Source organism: Pseudomonas sp. CDFA 610 (assembly GCF_021147865.1).
Taxonomy (GTDB): domain Bacteria; phylum Pseudomonadota; class Gammaproteobacteria; order Pseudomonadales; family Pseudomonadaceae; genus Aquipseudomonas; species Aquipseudomonas alliivorans.
In genome coordinates, this window is sequence record NZ_JAGTPM010000014.1 from 75,881 (window position 1) to 91,887 (window position 16,007).

The following is a 16,007-nucleotide window of genomic DNA, read 5'->3' on the forward strand; positions in this document are numbered from 1 at the left end:
GGGTCAGGACTTGGCCTGCTCCCCCATGCGCTGCTGGTTTCTTTCGCCCATTTTCTTTGCACGCTTCTCCAGCACCAGATACACCACCACCGCCAGCAACAAAGGCAACAGGAAGTAGATCGCACGATAACCGATCAACGCGGCCAGCAGGCTGCCCTTGGAGAACTGGTGCGAAAGCAGTGTGATGAATACCGTTTCCAGCACGCCAAGCCCGGCAGGAATGTGGGTGATCACACCTGCGATGCTGCTGATCAGCAGCACACCGAGAATCGCCGGGTAGAACGCCTTTTCCGGCAGCAGCGTGAAAATTACCGCCGCCATCAACGACCAGTTCAAGGCACCGAGACTCGCCTGCATCAAGGCCTGCTTCATCGAAGGCAGGTTGAATTCCTGATCGCGAATCTTCCACGAGCGGCGCTTGGAGAAACGGCACGCCGCCAGATACGCAAAGCACACCGCCAGCAGACCGAAACCGATCAATTGCAGGGTGTCAGTACCGATCGACCATTCCTTGGGCAACGACAGAAAGCGCATGGAAAACACAAAACCCGCGAGCAGCATATAACCCAGCCAGTTGGTAATCAGGCTCAGGCTGAGAATACGCGTGATGGTCGCCACGTCCAGCCCGAGCCTGGAATACAGCCGGTAACGCAGGGCAATCCCGCCCACCCAGGAACTCAGGTTGAGGTTGAAGGCATAGCAAACGAATGTCACCGGAACGATCTGCTTGATCGACAGTTTATGGCGTGTGTAGTAACGCGCCAGCACATCGAAGCCGCAGTAGGTAAGGTAGCTGAGCACCGCCACGAAGGCAGCCATCAACAACGTGCTGAGCTTGTAGGATTGCAGCGCCTGCTTGACCTCCTGCCAATCCAGGTTCTTGACCAGCAGGAACAGCAGCACCGGCACGGCGATAAAGAAAAACAGGTTGAACGCCCGTTTCGCCCACTTCCACTTGTCACTTTTCTTGTTGCCCTTTGCGTCCTGCGAGGATGCGCTGGCTGCCTGCGTCATGATGTCTTCTCCTGATCCAGCTCGTGGTGCGCCTGTTGCTGCTCAATGACCTTGGCTTCCGGCACCACATCTTTCGCCCGCAACGGCTTCAGGCGCATGCCATGAACCGGAAACAGGCCGGCGATTGCCGGAAATCTGCGCAGGAAAAAGAAACTCAATACAATCATCGGCGCACGCCACCACTGGCCACGTGCAGCCCCTTTCAAACTCATCTGGGTGCTGTGCGCGGCCGCAAGCTCCATCAGATGGGTCTGCAGCCGATCATTGAGCGACTGATCGCGGATAAACAGATTGGCTTCCAGATTCAGCGCCAGACTCAGCGGATCGAGGTTGCTGGAGCCTACGGTGGACCAGTCTTGATCGATCAGCGCCACCTTGCCGTGCAACGCGCGCTGTTTGTATTCGTGAATCACCACACCATCGCGCAGCAGATAGGTATAGGTCAGACGCGAGCACACCCGCACGAAGGGCATGTCCGGCTTGCCCTGCAGGATCAGCGTCACCTTGACGCCACGTCGCGACGCATTGCGCAGCTCACGCAGGAAGCGGTAGCTGGGGAAGAAATAGGCGTTGGCCAGCGTAATGCGCTGCTTCGCTTCGCGGATTGCCTCAAGGTAGCGTTCTTCAATGTCAGTGGTGTGCTCGGCGTTGTCGCGCTCGGCCAGCAACATACGCGCAGCGCCTGCGGGCTCGAGCTTGAGCGTAACAGGCGTCAGTTTGGCGCGTACTGCATCACTGAGCATGTGCACGGCGCTGCGATGGATGTCCTGAATGATCGGCCCGCGCACCAGCACGGCGTAGTCCTGCTTGGCGGTCAGACCGGTGTCGGTCATGTGATCGACGCTGTAATTGATACCGCCGATGAAGCCGATTTCGCCGTCGATCACCACCACTTTGCGGTGCAGACGGCGAAACAGATTGGTGCGCATGCCCATGAACCGAGGGCGCGGGTCGAACAGCTGAATCTGGACGCCCGCATCGATCATGGCCCTGACGAACGCGGAGCTGAGATCGGAGGTACCGTAGTCATCGACAGTGATCACGACTTTCGCGCCGTTTCTGGCCGCTTCGATCACAGCCTCCTGCAGGCCGATCCCGATACGGTCTTCGAAAATGATGAAGGTCTCGATCAATACTTCCGTGCGAGCGGCACGGATGCACTCGAACACCCTAGTGAAGAAATCCTCACCGTTGATCAGCAGCTCTACCGAGTTGCCGTCGCGCCACTGTTCTTCAGTGCGGCCAGTCGTGTTTCTCATAAGGTCACCTCCACCGCCAGCGGTGCATGATCGGAAAGATGAGACCAGGGTCGATTGGAAAGCACCTTGGGTCTGTGGGTCGTGGCGTTGCGTACGTAAATCCGGTCCAGTCTGAGCAATGGCCATCGCGCCGGAAAACTCTTTGCCGGCGCTCCAAACCGCTCCACGAAAGCTTCATGCAACCCGGTTCCCTGCAACAAGGCGTCGGCCCGCTGACGCCAGTCATTGAAGTCCCCGGCAACGATCACCGGTTCTCCGGCGGGCAAACGGCCCATCAGTTCAGCAAGCAGTCCGAGCTGCTTGCGCCGATGACTTTCGAACAGGCCCAGATGCACGCAGACGGCATGCACGTGACCATGATTCGGCACATCGAGAATGCAATGCAGCAGACCGCGCTGCTCTGTTCCGTCAATGGAGATGTCGAGATTTTCATGGCTGACGATCGGGTACTTGGAGAGCAGCGCATTGCCATGATCACCGTCCGGGTAAACCGCATTACGACCGTAGGCGAAGTCACTCCACATGCTGTCGGCGAGAAACTCATACTGAGAAATGGTCGGCCAGTCCTTCACATTCCGGGCATGGCTCTGATGCTCGCCGTGTACTTCCTGCAAAAACACCACATCAGCCGACACGGTGCGCACCGCTTCACGCAATTCGGGAAGAATGAAGCGACGATTGAAAATGCCGAAGCCCATGTGCATGTTCATGGTCAGTACATTCAGGGAAATGCTGGCCGATACCGGCGTTGTCTGGCCGACGGGCGTATTGGCACTGGTCAAGACTGACTCCTGGATAGATATTCAACGTATATGAAGCCGCCCGGTGGCACAGGTTCCGTTGCTGAACGGGAATGCCATGCCTTTGCCATATCAGCCCACTCGTCGAGGCTGAAGGAACGTTGGCCGCCTGACTTATTCGGACTTTTGCAACCGCAGTGGAGAAAATCCGCATCGAGGAACTACACGATGTTCAGGTCACGGATCAGGTCGTAGAAAGGGCGTTGCGTCATTCTTGCAGCGTGCCCGCTGTACGCTGGTATCGCATGAGCTGAGGCTTGCGACGTTGAAGCCGCATTGAGGCATAAGGCTTGCTTATGCACAGGACTCGCGTCGGGAAACTTGCACTCCGATCAGGGCAAGGGTGCAGGCCCATGCACTGCTGATGAACGGCATTGCCGCTGACAGACTCTTGCGCTGTATGCCGAATCCGATGCACTCTGCCTTAAAAAGCGACTAGGGATTCAACCGTGGATGCACTGACCTCGCAACGCTATACCTACAAAGCCCGGTGGTTGCACTGGGTTATGGCTGCGCTGATCGTGCTGGCGTATACCCTGATTCTCAGCCGCACACAGTTCGGCAAGGGATCGGAGTATCGCCTGCTGGTCGTGCAGAGTCATTTCTGGGTCGGCCTTCTGATCCTGGTGCTGGCATTCTTCCGCGTCGCCGAGCGACGTCGTCATCGGCCACCGGGCATCACACCACCGCTGGAAGGCGTGTTAAGCGCTGCTGCGACGGTTTCACATTACGCGCTTTACGCATTTCTGTTCATTCAGCCGGTGCTGGGGTTGCTGACAGTGATGGTGGAAAAAGGCGCCCTGCCGGTCCCGCTTACGGACTTGCAGATTCCCTGGCCGTTTGCGACATCGGATCGCACGGCGGAATATTTCGAAGACGTGCACAAGCTGCTGGCCTCGATCTTCTATTACGTGATCGGGCTGCATGTGGTCGCAGCCATCTGGCACCATTTGGTGCGCAAGGACAATACGCTCAAGCGCATGATCTAGTGGCAATCAAGGGCTTTCACTGAAAGCCCTTTTCCTCGTCCCGCCCGGCCGGATACCTACTGAGCAGACAACACCCGCGCCAGCGTTGACTTGACTTTGCCCATCCCGTCACGCAAAGCCTGCTCGATTTCAGCCATGGTGATGACAGTAGTCGACTTGCCTGCCGCCGGGTTCACGACCAGCGCCAGACAGGCGTAATCCAGCTCCAGCTCGCGAGCGAGCGCCGCTTCGGGCATGCCGGTCATCCCGACGATGTCGCAGCCGTCGCGCTCCAGACGAATGATCTCGGCCACGGTTTCCAGACGAGGCCCCTGCGTGCAAGCGTATACGCCACGATCACTGAACTCGCAGCCTTCAGCCGCCAGCGCCGCAACCAGACGGGCGCGCAGCGCTTCGCTGTAGGGATAGCTGAAGTCGATGTGAGTGACCTGCTCCAGATCGTCGGCGAAGAACGTATGCTGACGGCCGCTGGTGTAATCGATCACGTCATGGGGCACGCAAAAGTGCCCGGTGCCCATCGCAGGATGAATGCCGCCCACTGCGTTCACGGCGAGAATCGCTTCGGCGCCAGCCTGTTTCAAGGCCCAGATATTGGCGCGGTAGTTGACCTGATGAGGCGGCAGGCGATGCGGATGACCATGACGCGCAAGAAACATCACTTCACGCCCGGCGTACTCACCTATCTGAATTTCGCCGGACGGCGCTCCGTAAGGCGTGTTCATGGGCAACGACTGACGAATGTGCAGCCCTTCGAGCTGGGTCAGGCCGGTGCCACCGATAATCGCGTAAACAGTCATTGCTAATCCTTAATCGATCAATTGGGCGCTGCGCAGTGCAGCAAGCGCAGCGAGCCAGCGTGGATGCTGTCGGTACTCGGTACTGGCGATGGCATTGCCACGCATGCGAGCGATACGCGCCGAAGGCTTGACCTTCATGCGCTGCGCCGCGCTGAGTGCCAGCTCTGCGGCCGCACGGTCATTGCACACCAGCCCCATGTCGCAGCCAGCGGTCAACGCAGCCTCGATGCGACTTGCTGCATCGCCAACCACATGCGCCCCTGCCATCGAGAGGTCATCACTGAAGATAACCCCGTCGAATTTCAGTTCGTCGCGCAGGATGTCCTGCAACCAGCGGCGTGAGAAACCGGCCGGCTGCGAATCCACTTTCGGGTAGATGACATGAGCCGGCATGACCGCGGCCAGTTGCTGACTCAGACGCGCGAAGGGCACCAGATCATTGGCGCGGATCTGCTCCAGGCTGCGTTCATCGTTGGGGATCGCCACGTGAGAATCGGCCTCCGCCCAGCCATGACCGGGGAAATGCTTGCCGGTGGCCGCCATACCTGCTGCATTCATTCCACGAATAAACGCACCTGCCAGCACGGCCACGCGCTCGGGATCACCCTCGAAGGCACGTGTGCCGACGACCGCGCTGCGCTGATAATCCAGATCCAGCACCGGGGCAAAGCTGAGGTCAAGCCCTACGCCCAGAACCTCGGTCGCCATCAGCCAGCCGCAATGCTCCGCCAGGTGCTCGGCATCGCGCTTTTCTGCAATGGCGCGCATCGCCGGGAGCCGTACAAAACCCTGACGAAGACGCTGGACGCGCCCGCCCTCCTGATCCACTGCAAGCAGCAGATCAGGCCGAATGGCACGAATCGCGGCACTCAGTTCACGAACCTGACGGGGATGCTCGATGTTTCGAGCGAAGATGATAAGACCGCCCACCTCGGGCTGACGCAGAAACTGACGGTCTTCGCTGGTCAGCCAGGTACCGGCGACATCGACCATCAGAGAGCCTTGCAGGCCAGAACTCATAGAAAAACCCTTACACACCAGTGCCCGATTGCAATGCGGGCATGGTGCTTGATCCTGAAGCCCGGTGCAATGCGAAGGGCTTCAGTGACGTCAGGCCTTGGCGGCAACAGGTGCAGGTGTGCTGCTGCTCTTGCTGCGCGGCCTGAGCTGGGCGGCGATCATGGCGGGATCGGTCACCCCGGTGTCAGCGCGCATACCGGCAGCCAGGAATGGCACCATCAGGCGCATGACCTGCTCGATGGAGGTGTTGACGCCGAAATCGGTTTCGGCAATGGCACGCAAGGCCTTGATTCCGGACATGCTGAACGCTGCGGCACCGAGCATGAAGTGCACGCGCCAGAACAGCTCGATAGGCGGAATACGCGGCGCAGCTTCGTTGACCAGCGTCATGTAACGGCGAAACACCTTGCCGTACATGTCTTCGAGATAGCGTCGCAAATGGCCCTGGCTCTGACTGAAGGCCAGTCCCAGCAGGCGCATGAAAATGGAAAGATCATTGCCACTGCGCGGCTGCACGACCAGTGCCTGTTCCACCAGGATTTCGAGCAGTTCTTCAAGCGTGGGCTTGTGCTCGGGTCTGGACTGACGACGCTCCAGTTCGCGCTCGAGGCTGATACAGAATGGCCCCAGAAAACGCGAGAACACCGCCTGAATGAGCGCTTTCTTGGACCCGAAGTGATAATTCACCGCAGCAAGATTGACAGAGGCCTTGCTGGTGATGAGACGCAGCGAGGTTTCAGCGAAACCTTTCTCTGCGAACAACTGCTCCGCAGCATCAAGAATGCGTTCAACGGTTTCCGACTGGGCCATGGCTCTCTGCCTAACAAACGAACGTTTGAAACATACGTATCATACGCCCCGATTGTCAAGCAGACGCGTTCATTTTATGGCCAGACAGTCACGAATTCATGAAGTAAACGATGAAATCGTCTGGGGTCAGGTATGGCCGTTGCATCGCCCTGCACATCGACAGGCACACGAATCCACAACCGCTCGGCGGCGAAAACGAAATAGTCGATTGCCATTGCGCCTTCACTGTATATAATCCCAGTCACTGTATAAAAAGACAGAGCGCTCGACATGATCAAACTGACGCCACGCCAGGCCGAAATCCTGGGCTTCATCAAACGCTGTCTCGAAGACAACGGCTTTCCCCCGACACGTGCGGAAATCGCTCAGGAACTGGGCTTCAAGTCGCCGAACGCCGCTGAAGAACACCTCAAGGCGCTTGCACGCAAAGGCGCAATCGAAATGACACCGGGCGCCTCACGCGGCATACGCATTCCCGGCTTCGAAGCCAAACCCGACGAGAGCAGCCTGCCTGTGATTGGCCGTGTCGCTGCCGGTGCGCCCATTCTGGCGCAGCAGCACATCGAAGAATCCTGCAACATCAACCCGACCTTCTTTCATCCCAGCGCCGACTATCTGTTGCGCGTGCACGGCATGAGCATGAAGGACATCGGTATCCTCGACGGCGACCTGCTGGCGGTGCACACCACGCGTGAAGCCCGTAATGGCCAGATCGTTGTTGCCCGGATCGGCGACGAAGTCACCGTCAAACGCTTCAAGCGTGAAGGCAGCAAGGTCTGGCTGCTGGCGGAAAATCCGGAGTTCGCACCCATCGAGGTCGACCTCAAGGATCAGGATCTGGTGATCGAAGGTTTGAGCGTCGGCGTCATTCGCCGCTAAGGAGACGTTATGCAGTTCCATCAAGCACCGCATTCGCAATTACCGCTGTTCGAGGCATTCATGGCCCAGCCCATCGCCCCGATGCTCACGGACATTGTCGAAACGCCCTGGAGCAATGAGCCGGAGCCTTTCAGCGAACTGTCCTTGCGTGGTGCTGCAGGGAACTGCATGAACCTGCTCGCCCCTATCCTTCGCGAGCTCAGTCAGGATGACGATGCGCGCTGGCTGACCCTTATTGCGCCGCCATCGAACGTGACCCAGGCCTGGCTACGTGATGCCGGCCTGAACCGGGAAAGGATTCTTCTGCTTCAGCCACGCGGCAATCAGAGCGCACTGGAATTGACGCGGGAAGCGCTACGGCTCGGACGCAGCCATACCGTGGTGAGCTGGATCAATCCACTCAGCACGTCGTCGCGCCAGCAGTTGATCGGTGCAGCGAGGATTGGTGAAGCGCAAAGCCTGAATATCAGACTGGGCTGAAGGCCGGTCACTGATTAGCATAGCCGATCAGTGCAGAACGCGAGGCCCGTCATCCTTTTCGACTTCGCCTTCGGCCAGGCGACCGGCCATTTGAACGCCTACGCTCAACATGGCCTTGGCAACTTCGACATGCTGCCCCTGCATGAACGCCTTGGCATCGGCCGAGAAATCCAGCGTGACCAACGAGCCCTCGTCATCAGCGCGACGCAGTTCAATGCGACCGTCAGGCAGTTCGACAATTTCAAGAAAAGAGGTAGGCATCAGTACAGTTACTCCGCAATAGGCTGGCATTGTAGCAGCCTGCCAGCCCTTCCATCATCGCTTTTCAGCACTCGCTCAAACCTTCACGGAAACGAACCGCCAGGCTTTTCAGCTGTTGGCGCCAGCTTTCCAGCTCTTCACGGGTCAATTCCGGCTCCGGCTCGGCATCCAGATTCACCGTCACAATCATCGGCTGAGTCACGTCACCCTTGGGCTTGACGGGGGCACGAGGCGGCTGGTACAGCGAGTTGTAGGCCGCCAGCAGCCTGGCCAGCCACGTCTCGCGATGCTGAGCCAGTTCGACCAGCTCAGCCATCTCCGGGATCGCAATGGCGTCCAGCACGTCCTGCGTCAGCAATTGCTCGGCACGCGGGGCGTTGGCCTGGGGCAGACGGTAGTAACCTGCGATCTCGTGGCACAGCCCCAACAAGGCACCGTACAGATGAAACAGCACCGATTCGCGCTCCGCCTGCTGCAACGCTTGCGCATTGATGACCTGACCGTTTTCCGCTTTGCTCAAGGCCTCGAGCGCGAGACCGGCGAAATAAATCTTCTGGTTGGTGCGGGTATAGAGTTCATGAGCCATGGCAACACTCTCCATCACAATCGAATAAGACCAGCATAGCCTGACCGCATTGCCGTGGAAGAAGGTCCGGCATGTGAATGCCGGACCTCAGTCGATCAACGCTTGTCTTCGACCTTCCAGGCGCTACCATCGTAGAACGCACGCCAGCCGGTAGGCTTGCCTTCAACCTCGGTCTGCACGTACTGCTCCTTGGTCTTGCGGCTGTAACGGATCACCGACGGACGGCCGTCCGGGTCCTTCTTCGGCGCTTCGCAAAGGAAGTGATACTTCGGATCGATCTCGTCCTTGTGCGGCGCGATCTCGATGACCAGAGGCGCGCGGGTCTCACGGTTTTTCGGGAACTGACTGGCCGCCAGAAATAACCCGGAAGCACCGTCACGCAGGATATACGTGTCGTCAACCTTGTCGCACTTGAGTTCCGGCATCTTGACCGGATCCATCTTCGGCGGTGCCGCGTCGCCACTCTTGAGCAGCTTTCGGGTGTTTTTGCAGTCAGGGTTGGTACAGCCGAAGAACTTGCCGAAACGGCCAGTCTTTAGCTGCATCTCGCTGCCACACTTGTCGCATTCCAGGCTCGGGCCTTCGTAGCCCTTGATCCGGTAGGTACCCTTCTCGATCTCGTAGCCGGTGCAATCCGGGTTGTTACCGCAGATGTGCAGTTTGTGATTCTCATCCAGCAGGTAGGCATCCATGGCCGTGCTGCAGATCGGGCAGCGATGCTTGCCACGCAGAACCCTGGATTCGGACTCGCCCTCGTCATCCTCGGCGATCTCGTCGCCAGGGGTGAGGTTGACAGTGGCCTTGCAGCGCTCCTTGGGCGGCAGGCTGTAACCCGAGCAACCAAGGAAAACACCGGTGGAGGCGGTACGAATCTGCATCGGACGACCACAGACCTTGCACGGAATGTCGGTCATGACCGGCTGGTTGGCGCGCATACCGCTGTCCGGCGCTTCGGCCACTTCCAGCTTCTTGCGGAAATCGCCGTAGAACTCGTCCAGCACGTTTTTCCAGTCACGTTGCCCTTGGGCCACGTCGTCGAGGTTTTCTTCCATGCCGGCGGTGAAGCCGTAGTCCATCAGGTTGGCAAAGCTCTCGGACAGGCGACCAGTAACGATGTCACCCATTTTCTCCGAATAGAAGCGACGATTATGCAGCGCCACGTAGCCGCGATCCTGAATGGTCGAAATGATCGCTGCGTAAGTCGAAGGACGACCGATGCCGCGCTTTTCCATTTCCTTGACCAGGCTCGCTTCAGAGTAACGCGCGGGCGGCTTGGTGAAGTGCTGGGTCGGATCGAGCTTGTTCAGCTTCAGGGTTTCGCCCTGCGCCATGTCCGGCAGCACGTCGTCGTCGCCAGGCTTGGCCATCTGCGGCAATACGCGGGTGTAACCGTCGAACTTGAGGATGCGGCCCTTGGCACGCAGCTCGAAATCGCTGGCTGCAACGCTGACGGTGGTCGACAGGTATTGCGCGGGCGGCATCTGACAGGCCACGAACTGGCGCCAGATCAGTTCATACAGGCGCTCGGCGTCGCGCTCCATGCCCGACAGCTTGGACGGGTGCATGTTGACGTCGGAAGGACGAATCGCTTCGTGCGCCTCCTGTGCGCCTTCCTTGCTGCTGTAGACGTTTGGCGATTCCGGCAGGTATTTCTTGCCGAACTCGGTTTCGATGTAATCGCGCGCCATGCTCACTGCGTCGGCCGACAGGTTGGTCGAGTCGGTACGCATGTAAGTGATGTAGCCCGCTTCATACAAGCGCTGGGCCATCATCATGGTCTTCTTCACGCCGAAGCCCAGACGATTGCTTGCGGCCTGCTGCAGGGTCGACGTGATGAACGGCGCCGACGGCTTGCTGCTGGTCGGCTTGTCTTCACGCTTGATAATGCTGTAGCTGGAAGCCTTGAGCTTTTCCAGCGCGGCCATGGCCTGCGCTTCATTCAAGGGCTTGAAGGCTTCGCCGTTCTCACGGGCGACTTCGAAACGCACGTTGGCACCCTTGGCAGTGCCCAGGTCGGCGTGAATCTCCCAGTACTCTTCGGGATTGAACGCACGAATTTCGCGTTCGCGCTCCACCACCAGTTTCACGGCAACCGACTGCACACGGCCTGCGGAAAGGCCGCGGGCGACTTTCTGCCACAGCAGCGGCGAAACCATGTAACCGACCACGCGGTCCAGGAAGCGACGTGCCTGCTGGGCATTGACCCGTGCGATGTCCAGCTCGCCCGGTTTGGAGAAGGCTTCCTGGATGGCTTTCTTGGTGATTTCGTTGAACACAACGCGCTTGAAGCGGCTGTCGTCGCCGCCGATGGCTTCGCGCAGGTGCCAGGCAATGGCTTCCCCCTCGCGGTCCAAGTCCGTCGCGAGATAGATGGTGTCGGCATCCTTGGCGAGCTTGCGCAGCTCTTCGATCACCTTCTCTTTGCCGGGAAGGATTTCGTACTTGGCTTTCCAGCCATGCTCCGGATCGACGCCCATACGAGAGACCAACTGGCGCTGCGCCTTTTCTTTCGGCGTCAGTACCGGGCCCTCGCCTGCGGCGGCCTTGCCACGCTTGGCGGCAGGCTCTTTGGCAGCACTGGCCGAACCGCTGGTGGGCAGGTCTCGGATATGGCCGATACTCGACTTCACCACGTACTGGTTGCCCAAATACTTGTTGATGGTCTTGGCCTTAGCCGGGGATTCCACGATGACCAGCGATTTGCCCATGGATCAGAAAATTCCTGAATACTAGATGAAAGACAATGACGAGCTTGTAAAGGCCACGCTATATATAGTGGCTACAAGGTGAGGTCAAGCACAGCCTGTTGTGAATTTCCGAGTCACGAACCCGAAAACAGGCTCGGTTCGGCCTGGACCAAAGCAAAGCGCGGGACTTGCTCGCCGTCAACCTCGACGGACTCCAGGAACATTTCCAGGGGACGAACCCACATGCCGAAATCGCCATAGAGCGCCTGGTAGAACACGACCTCTTCTTCGGTTTCAGAATGCTTCGCCACACTGAATACCCGATATTCCGGGCCTTTATAGTGGCGGTAGAGCCCTGGTTGCAGTTGCATGATGCAGCCCTCGTGAAACGGGTTCAGAACAGAAACACAGTCAAGACATTGGGTCTGAAACTGCTTTTTCAAAAAAACAAAAGCCGGGGCATCAAGCCCCGGCTGCATCACTTCAGGCAAATCAGACACGTTCGAAAACGGTCGCGATGCCCTGACCCAGTCCGATGCACATGGTGGAAACCCCGAGGTTGCCGCCATTCTGCTTCATGACATTGAGCAAGGTGCCGGAGATGCGTGCACCGGAACACCCAAATGGATGGCCCAGAGCAATGGCGCCGCCATGCAGGTTAACCTTCTCGTTCATCTTGTCGAGCACTTTCAGATCTTTCAGCACTGGCAGGGCCTGTGCAGCGAACGCTTCGTTGAGCTCGAAGAAGTCGATATCCGAGATGCTCAGACCTGCGCGCTTGAGTGCCTTTTGAGTCGCAGGAACCGGGCCGTAGCCCATGATTGCAGGGTCTACACCGGCAACGGCCATGGAACGAATAACCGCCATAGGCTGGATACCGAGGTCCATGGCACGCTGCGCCGACATCACGATCATGCACGAAGCGCCATCAGTGATTTGCGAAGACGTGCCCGCTGTCACGGTGCCACCCTTCGGATTGAAAGCCGGCTTGAGCGCCGCCAGACTTTCCAGAGTGGTGTCCGGACGAATGGTTTCATCGTAGTCGAAGACCTTGAGGAAGCCGTTTTCGTCGTAACCCTGCATCGGGATGATCTCGTCCTTGAACTTGCCCTCCAGCGTCGCCTTGTGGGCGAGCTGGTGGGAACGCAGGCCGAAGGCATCCTGTTGTTCGCGGGTAATGCCATGCATTTTGCCGAGCATTTCTGCAGTCAGGCCCATCATGCCCGACGCCTTGGCGGCATACAGCGACATGTGCGGGTTCGGATCGACGCCGTGCATCATGCTGACGTGACCCATGTGCTCCACGCCGCCAATGACGAACACATCGCCATTGCCGGTCATGATCGCTTGCGCAGCAGTGTGCAGCGCGCTCATGGACGAGCCGCACAGGCGGCTCACGGTCTGCGCAGCAGAGGTGTGCGGGATCTGGGTCAGCAGCGACGCCATGCGCGCGATGTTCCAGCCCTGCTCCAGGGTCTGGTTGACGCAGCCCCAGATCACATCCTCGACTTCAGCCGGGTCAATCTTGTCGTTGCGCTCCAGCAGCTTGCTGATCAGGTGCGCAGACATGTCTTCGGCACGGGTGTTGCGGTGCATGCCGCCCTTGGAGCGGCCCATCGGGGTACGACCGAAGTCGACAATCACGACGTCTCTTGGATTCAAGCTCATACGTTCATTCCTCAGAAGGCGCTTAACCGAAGAAGCTCTGGCCGTTGCTGGCCATCTCACGCAGCTTCGCGGTCGGTTGATACAAGGCACCCAGCTCGGCATATTGGTCAGCGAGGGCAACGAATTCGGCGACACCGATCGAGTCTATGTAACGCAGCGCACCACCACGGAATGGAGGGAAACCAATACCGTAGATCAGGCCCATGTCGGCTTCGGCGGCAGTTTCAACGATGCCGTCTTCCAGGCAGCGCACAGTTTCCATGCACAGCGGAATCATCATCCAGTTGATGATGTCTTCGTCGGTGACTTCACGCTGTTCGAAAACGATCGGCTTGAGTACGTCCAGCACGGCCGGGTCGTTGACCTTCTTCGGCTTGCCTTTCTTGTCCATCTCGTAAACATAGAAGCCCTTGCCGTTCTTCTGACCCAGGCGATTGGCTTCGTACAGCACGTCGACAGCAGAACGGCGGTCGTCCTTCATGCGGTCCGGAAAACCTTCGGCCATGACGTCACGACCGTGGTGGCCGGTGTCGATACCAACCACGTCCATCAGGTAGGCAGGCCCCATCGGCCAGCCGAATTTTTCCATGACCTTGTCAATGCGCACGAAGTCGACGCCAGCGCTGACCAGCTTGGCGAAACCGCCAAAGTACGGGAACAGCACGCGATTGACGAGGAAGCCCGGGCAATCATTGACCACGATCGGGTTCTTGCCCATTTTCTTGGCGTAAGCGACGGTGGTAGCAACCGCTTCTTCGCTGGACTTCTCACCGCGGATCACTTCCACCAGCGGCATCATGTGCACCGGGTTGAAGAAGTGCATGCCCACGAAGTTTTCGGGGCGCTTGAGCGCCTTCGCCAGGAGACTGATCGAAATAGTGGAGGTGTTCGACGCCAGGATGGTGTTTTCACCCACCTGTGCTTCAACTTCGGCCAGAACTGCCTGCTTGACCTTCGGGTTCTCGACTACGGCTTCAACCACCAGATCGACGTTACCGAAGTCGCCGTAGGAAAGCGTAGGACGAATCGCATTCAGCGCTTCAGCCATCTTCGCAGCGGTCAGACGGCCTTTTTCGACACGGTTGCCCAACAGTTTCGACGCTTCGTTCAGACCCAGTTGAATGGCTTCTTCACGAATATCCTTCATCAGGATCGGTGTGCCCTTTACCGCCGACTGATACGCAATGCCGCCGCCCATGATGCCAGCGCCGAGAACGGCAGCCTGCTTCACGTCTCTGGCGACTTCGTCATAACCCTTGGCTTTCTTTTTCAGTTCCTGATCGTTCAGGAACAGGCCGATCAGGCTCTGCGCAGCAGAAGTCTTGGCCATTTTCACGAAACCGGCAGCTTCAACCTCAAGCGCCTTGTCACGACCGAAGTTCGCCGCTTTCTGAATGGTCTTGATCGCTTCGACCGGTGCCGGGTAGTTCGGGCCGGCCTGACCTGCGACAAAACCCTTGGCGGTTTCGAAGGCCATCATCTGCTCGATGGCGTTGAGCTTGAGCTTGTCCAGCTTGGGCTGACGCTTGGCCTTGAAATCGAACTCGCCGGAAATGGCGCGTTTGATCAGGTCGAGAGCCGCAGCCTGTAGTTTCTCTGGCGCAACGACCGCATCCACTGCACCGACCTTGAGCGCGTCTTCGGCAGCGTTTTCCTTGCCGGAGGCAATCCACTCGATGGCGTTATCGGCACCTATTATGCGTGGCAGACGAACCGTACCGCCGAAGCCCGGGTACAGACCCAGCTTGACTTCCGGCAGGCCGATCTTCGCGCTGCTCGACATGACGCGGTAATCGGCCGCCAGACACATCTCCAGACCGCCGCCCAGCGCGATGCCGTTGATGGCAACGACTGTCGGCACGCCAAGGTCTTCGAAATCGCTGAAGATCCGGTTGGCTTCCAGGTTGCCGGCGACCAGTTCGGCTTCGGGCAACTTGAAGTTGTCGACAAACTCGGTGATGTCAGCGCCGACGATGAATGCGTCTTTGCCGCTGGTGACGATCACACCTTTAACCGACGCGTCAGCCTTGACAGCATCCACTGCCTGACGCAGTTCGTTGAGGGTGAGACGGTTGAACTTGTTGACGGACTCACCCTTGAGATCGAAATTCAATTCGACGATGCCACTTTCAAGAGCCTTAACCGTGATGGCTTTACCTTCGTAAATCATCAACTGATCTCCACAATATGGAAGCTGAACAATACTCGCTGAACCTTAACGTTCAACGAGACTACGACGTCGCCGTCGATGAACACGCCAAATCACACGTACATCCGCTGCGACGAGGTAGCCAGGATTCTGTCAGAGCCGTCTGACGACCAAACGCTCATTTCATACGCCCGTTTGATTTGGGTATGCACACCATCAGGCAAAACCGGATAATTGTCAATTCGCCAAAACATCGATGAAAACGGCGGATTGCAAAAGGCACAAGCGATTCCCGACCAGCAAACCGCGGTTTAATTTGCCACCATTCAACAAACTGATAATGCAAAGGTGAGCTCAAACCTTGCAGATCCTGCACTGTTGAGGCTCATTTGAGGAATGCGTCGAGAAAAACGCGACAAAAGGGAGCAGAAGGTCTAGAGTCAGCCCACTGCGCCACAAGAGGCCCGCGATGATTCCGATCACGGGTGCGCAGCGGTGATAACCGGCATTCAGAGACTGGATGCCGGCATACCAGGAATTATCGGCCTGCCTGGCCAACCCCGGCCCGATGTTGTTATCGGGCTTTTTATTGCCTGCGATTCGGTAAA

At 58.2% G+C, this 16,007-nt stretch carries 15 protein-coding genes; 3 read left to right on the top strand and 12 right to left on the bottom strand.

All coding sequences use genetic code 11. The features are described from left to right. Positions 1-3 precede the first annotated feature (3 nt). The 3 genes from KDX39_RS23975 to KDX39_RS23985 are packed head-to-tail and all read right to left on the bottom strand — an operon-like array spanning position 4 to position 3,055. Positions 4-1,014, bottom strand: a complete 1,011-nt coding sequence (locus tag KDX39_RS23975) for a lysylphosphatidylglycerol synthase domain-containing protein (RefSeq protein WP_231662045.1) — start codon at positions 1,012-1,014, stop codon at positions 4-6. Then, entirely contained in the window at positions 1,011-2,273 is a 1,263-nt protein-coding gene (gene clsB, locus KDX39_RS23980; protein WP_231662046.1) for a cardiolipin synthase ClsB, read from the bottom strand. Before clsB ends, KDX39_RS23975 begins: the two co-directional genes overlap by 4 nt. Continuing rightward, positions 2,270-3,055 (bottom strand): endonuclease/exonuclease/phosphatase family protein, encoded by a 786-nt coding sequence (locus KDX39_RS23985; protein WP_184319973.1) that lies wholly within the window; start codon positions 3,053-3,055, stop codon positions 2,270-2,272. Before KDX39_RS23985 ends, clsB begins: the two co-directional genes overlap by 4 nt. Positions 3,056-3,522: 467 nt before the next feature. Between KDX39_RS23985 and KDX39_RS23990 the strand changes: the two genes are divergently transcribed. Further along, entirely contained in the window at positions 3,523-4,062 is a 540-nt protein-coding gene (locus KDX39_RS23990; protein ID WP_231662047.1) for a cytochrome b, read from the top strand. Between the two features lie 56 nt (positions 4,063-4,118). On the opposite strand, the gene KDX39_RS23995 is transcribed toward KDX39_RS23990, so the two are convergent. The 3 genes from KDX39_RS23995 to psrA form a co-directional block, all read right to left on the bottom strand. Then, on the bottom strand, positions 4,119-4,859 hold the full coding sequence (locus KDX39_RS23995) for an S-methyl-5'-thioinosine phosphorylase (RefSeq protein ID WP_231662048.1): 741 nt from the start codon (positions 4,857-4,859) through the stop codon (positions 4,119-4,121). A gap of 9 nt (positions 4,860-4,868) precedes the next feature. Beyond that, complete coding sequence (nagZ, locus tag KDX39_RS24000) at positions 4,869-5,879, bottom strand: beta-N-acetylhexosaminidase (RefSeq protein WP_231662049.1); 1,011 nt, start codon at positions 5,877-5,879, stop codon at positions 4,869-4,871. Between the two features lie 90 nt (positions 5,880-5,969). After that, complete coding sequence (psrA, locus tag KDX39_RS24005; RefSeq protein ID WP_231662050.1) at positions 5,970-6,689, bottom strand: transcriptional regulator PsrA; 720 nt, start codon at positions 6,687-6,689, stop codon at positions 5,970-5,972. A gap of 270 nt (positions 6,690-6,959) precedes the next feature. On the opposite strand from psrA, the gene lexA reads away from it, so the two are divergent. Both lexA and sulA read left to right on the top strand, forming a co-directional pair. Beyond that, positions 6,960-7,568 (top strand): transcriptional repressor LexA, encoded by a 609-nt coding sequence (lexA, locus tag KDX39_RS24010; RefSeq protein WP_231662051.1) that lies wholly within the window; start codon positions 6,960-6,962, stop codon positions 7,566-7,568. Positions 7,569-7,577: 9 nt separating this feature from the next. After that, on the top strand, positions 7,578-8,048 hold the full coding sequence (sulA, locus tag KDX39_RS24015; protein ID WP_231662052.1) for an SOS-induced cell division inhibitor SulA: 471 nt from the start codon (positions 7,578-7,580) through the stop codon (positions 8,046-8,048). A gap of 27 nt (positions 8,049-8,075) precedes the next feature. On the opposite strand, the gene KDX39_RS24020 is transcribed toward sulA, so the two are convergent. From KDX39_RS24020 to fadB, 6 genes are all read right to left on the bottom strand, one after another. Continuing rightward, entirely contained in the window at positions 8,076-8,309 is a 234-nt protein-coding gene (locus KDX39_RS24020; protein WP_073165391.1) for a hypothetical protein, read from the bottom strand. Between the two features lie 64 nt (positions 8,310-8,373). Then, positions 8,374-8,895, bottom strand: a complete 522-nt coding sequence (locus tag KDX39_RS24025; RefSeq protein WP_231662053.1) for a DUF6586 family protein — start codon at positions 8,893-8,895, stop codon at positions 8,374-8,376. Positions 8,896-8,990: 95 nt separating this feature from the next. Next, the gene (gene topA, locus KDX39_RS24030; protein WP_231662054.1) at positions 8,991-11,603 is read right to left on the bottom strand and encodes a type I DNA topoisomerase; all 2,613 of its coding nucleotides are present in this window, start codon (positions 11,601-11,603) and stop codon (positions 8,991-8,993) included. Between the two features lie 113 nt (positions 11,604-11,716). Further along, entirely contained in the window at positions 11,717-11,953 is a 237-nt protein-coding gene (locus KDX39_RS24035; RefSeq protein ID WP_069144420.1) for a DUF1653 domain-containing protein, read from the bottom strand. A gap of 121 nt (positions 11,954-12,074) precedes the next feature. Further along, positions 12,075-13,250 carry an acetyl-CoA C-acyltransferase FadA gene (gene fadA / locus KDX39_RS24040; RefSeq protein WP_231662055.1) on the bottom strand — a complete coding sequence of 392 codons (1,176 nt, stop codon included), beginning with the start codon at positions 13,248-13,250 and terminating at the stop codon, positions 12,075-12,077. 22 nt (positions 13,251-13,272) lie between these two features. Further along, entirely contained in the window at positions 13,273-15,420 is a 2,148-nt protein-coding gene (fadB, locus tag KDX39_RS24045) for a fatty acid oxidation complex subunit alpha FadB (RefSeq protein WP_231662056.1), read from the bottom strand. Between the last annotated feature and the right edge of the window lie 587 nt (positions 15,421-16,007).

Bases quoted from the DNA above. Each gene is read 5' to 3' on its own strand.
- KDX39_RS23975 (WP_231662045.1), bottom strand. From the start codon at position 1,014: ATGACGCAGGCAGCCAGCGCATCCTCGCAGGACGCAAAGGGCAACAAG.
- clsB (WP_231662046.1), bottom strand. From the start codon at position 2,273: ATGAGAAACACGACTGGCCGCACTGAAGAACAGTGGCGCGACGGCAAC.
- KDX39_RS23995 (WP_231662048.1), bottom strand. From the start codon at position 4,859: ATGACTGTTTACGCGATTATCGGTGGCACCGGCCTGACCCAGCTCGAA.
- nagZ (WP_231662049.1), bottom strand. From the start codon at position 5,879: ATGAGTTCTGGCCTGCAAGGCTCTCTGATGGTCGATGTCGCCGGTACC.
- psrA (WP_231662050.1), bottom strand. From the start codon at position 6,689: ATGGCCCAGTCGGAAACCGTTGAACGCATTCTTGATGCTGCGGAGCAG.
- lexA (WP_231662051.1), top strand. From the start codon at position 6,960: ATGATCAAACTGACGCCACGCCAGGCCGAAATCCTGGGCTTCATCAAA.
- sulA (WP_231662052.1), top strand. From the start codon at position 7,578: ATGCAGTTCCATCAAGCACCGCATTCGCAATTACCGCTGTTCGAGGCA.
- KDX39_RS24020 (WP_073165391.1), bottom strand. From the start codon at position 8,309: ATGCCTACCTCTTTTCTTGAAATTGTCGAACTGCCTGACGGTCGCATT.
- KDX39_RS24025 (WP_231662053.1), bottom strand. From the start codon at position 8,895: ATGGCTCATGAACTCTATACCCGCACCAACCAGAAGATTTATTTCGCC.
- topA (WP_231662054.1), bottom strand. From the start codon at position 11,603: ATGGGCAAATCGCTGGTCATCGTGGAATCCCCGGCTAAGGCCAAGACC.
- KDX39_RS24035 (WP_069144420.1), bottom strand. From the start codon at position 11,953: ATGCAACTGCAACCAGGGCTCTACCGCCACTATAAAGGCCCGGAATAT.
- fadA (WP_231662055.1), bottom strand. From the start codon at position 13,250: ATGAGCTTGAATCCAAGAGACGTCGTGATTGTCGACTTCGGTCGTACC.
- fadB (WP_231662056.1), bottom strand. From the start codon at position 15,420: ATGATTTACGAAGGTAAAGCCATCACGGTTAAGGCTCTTGAAAGTGGC.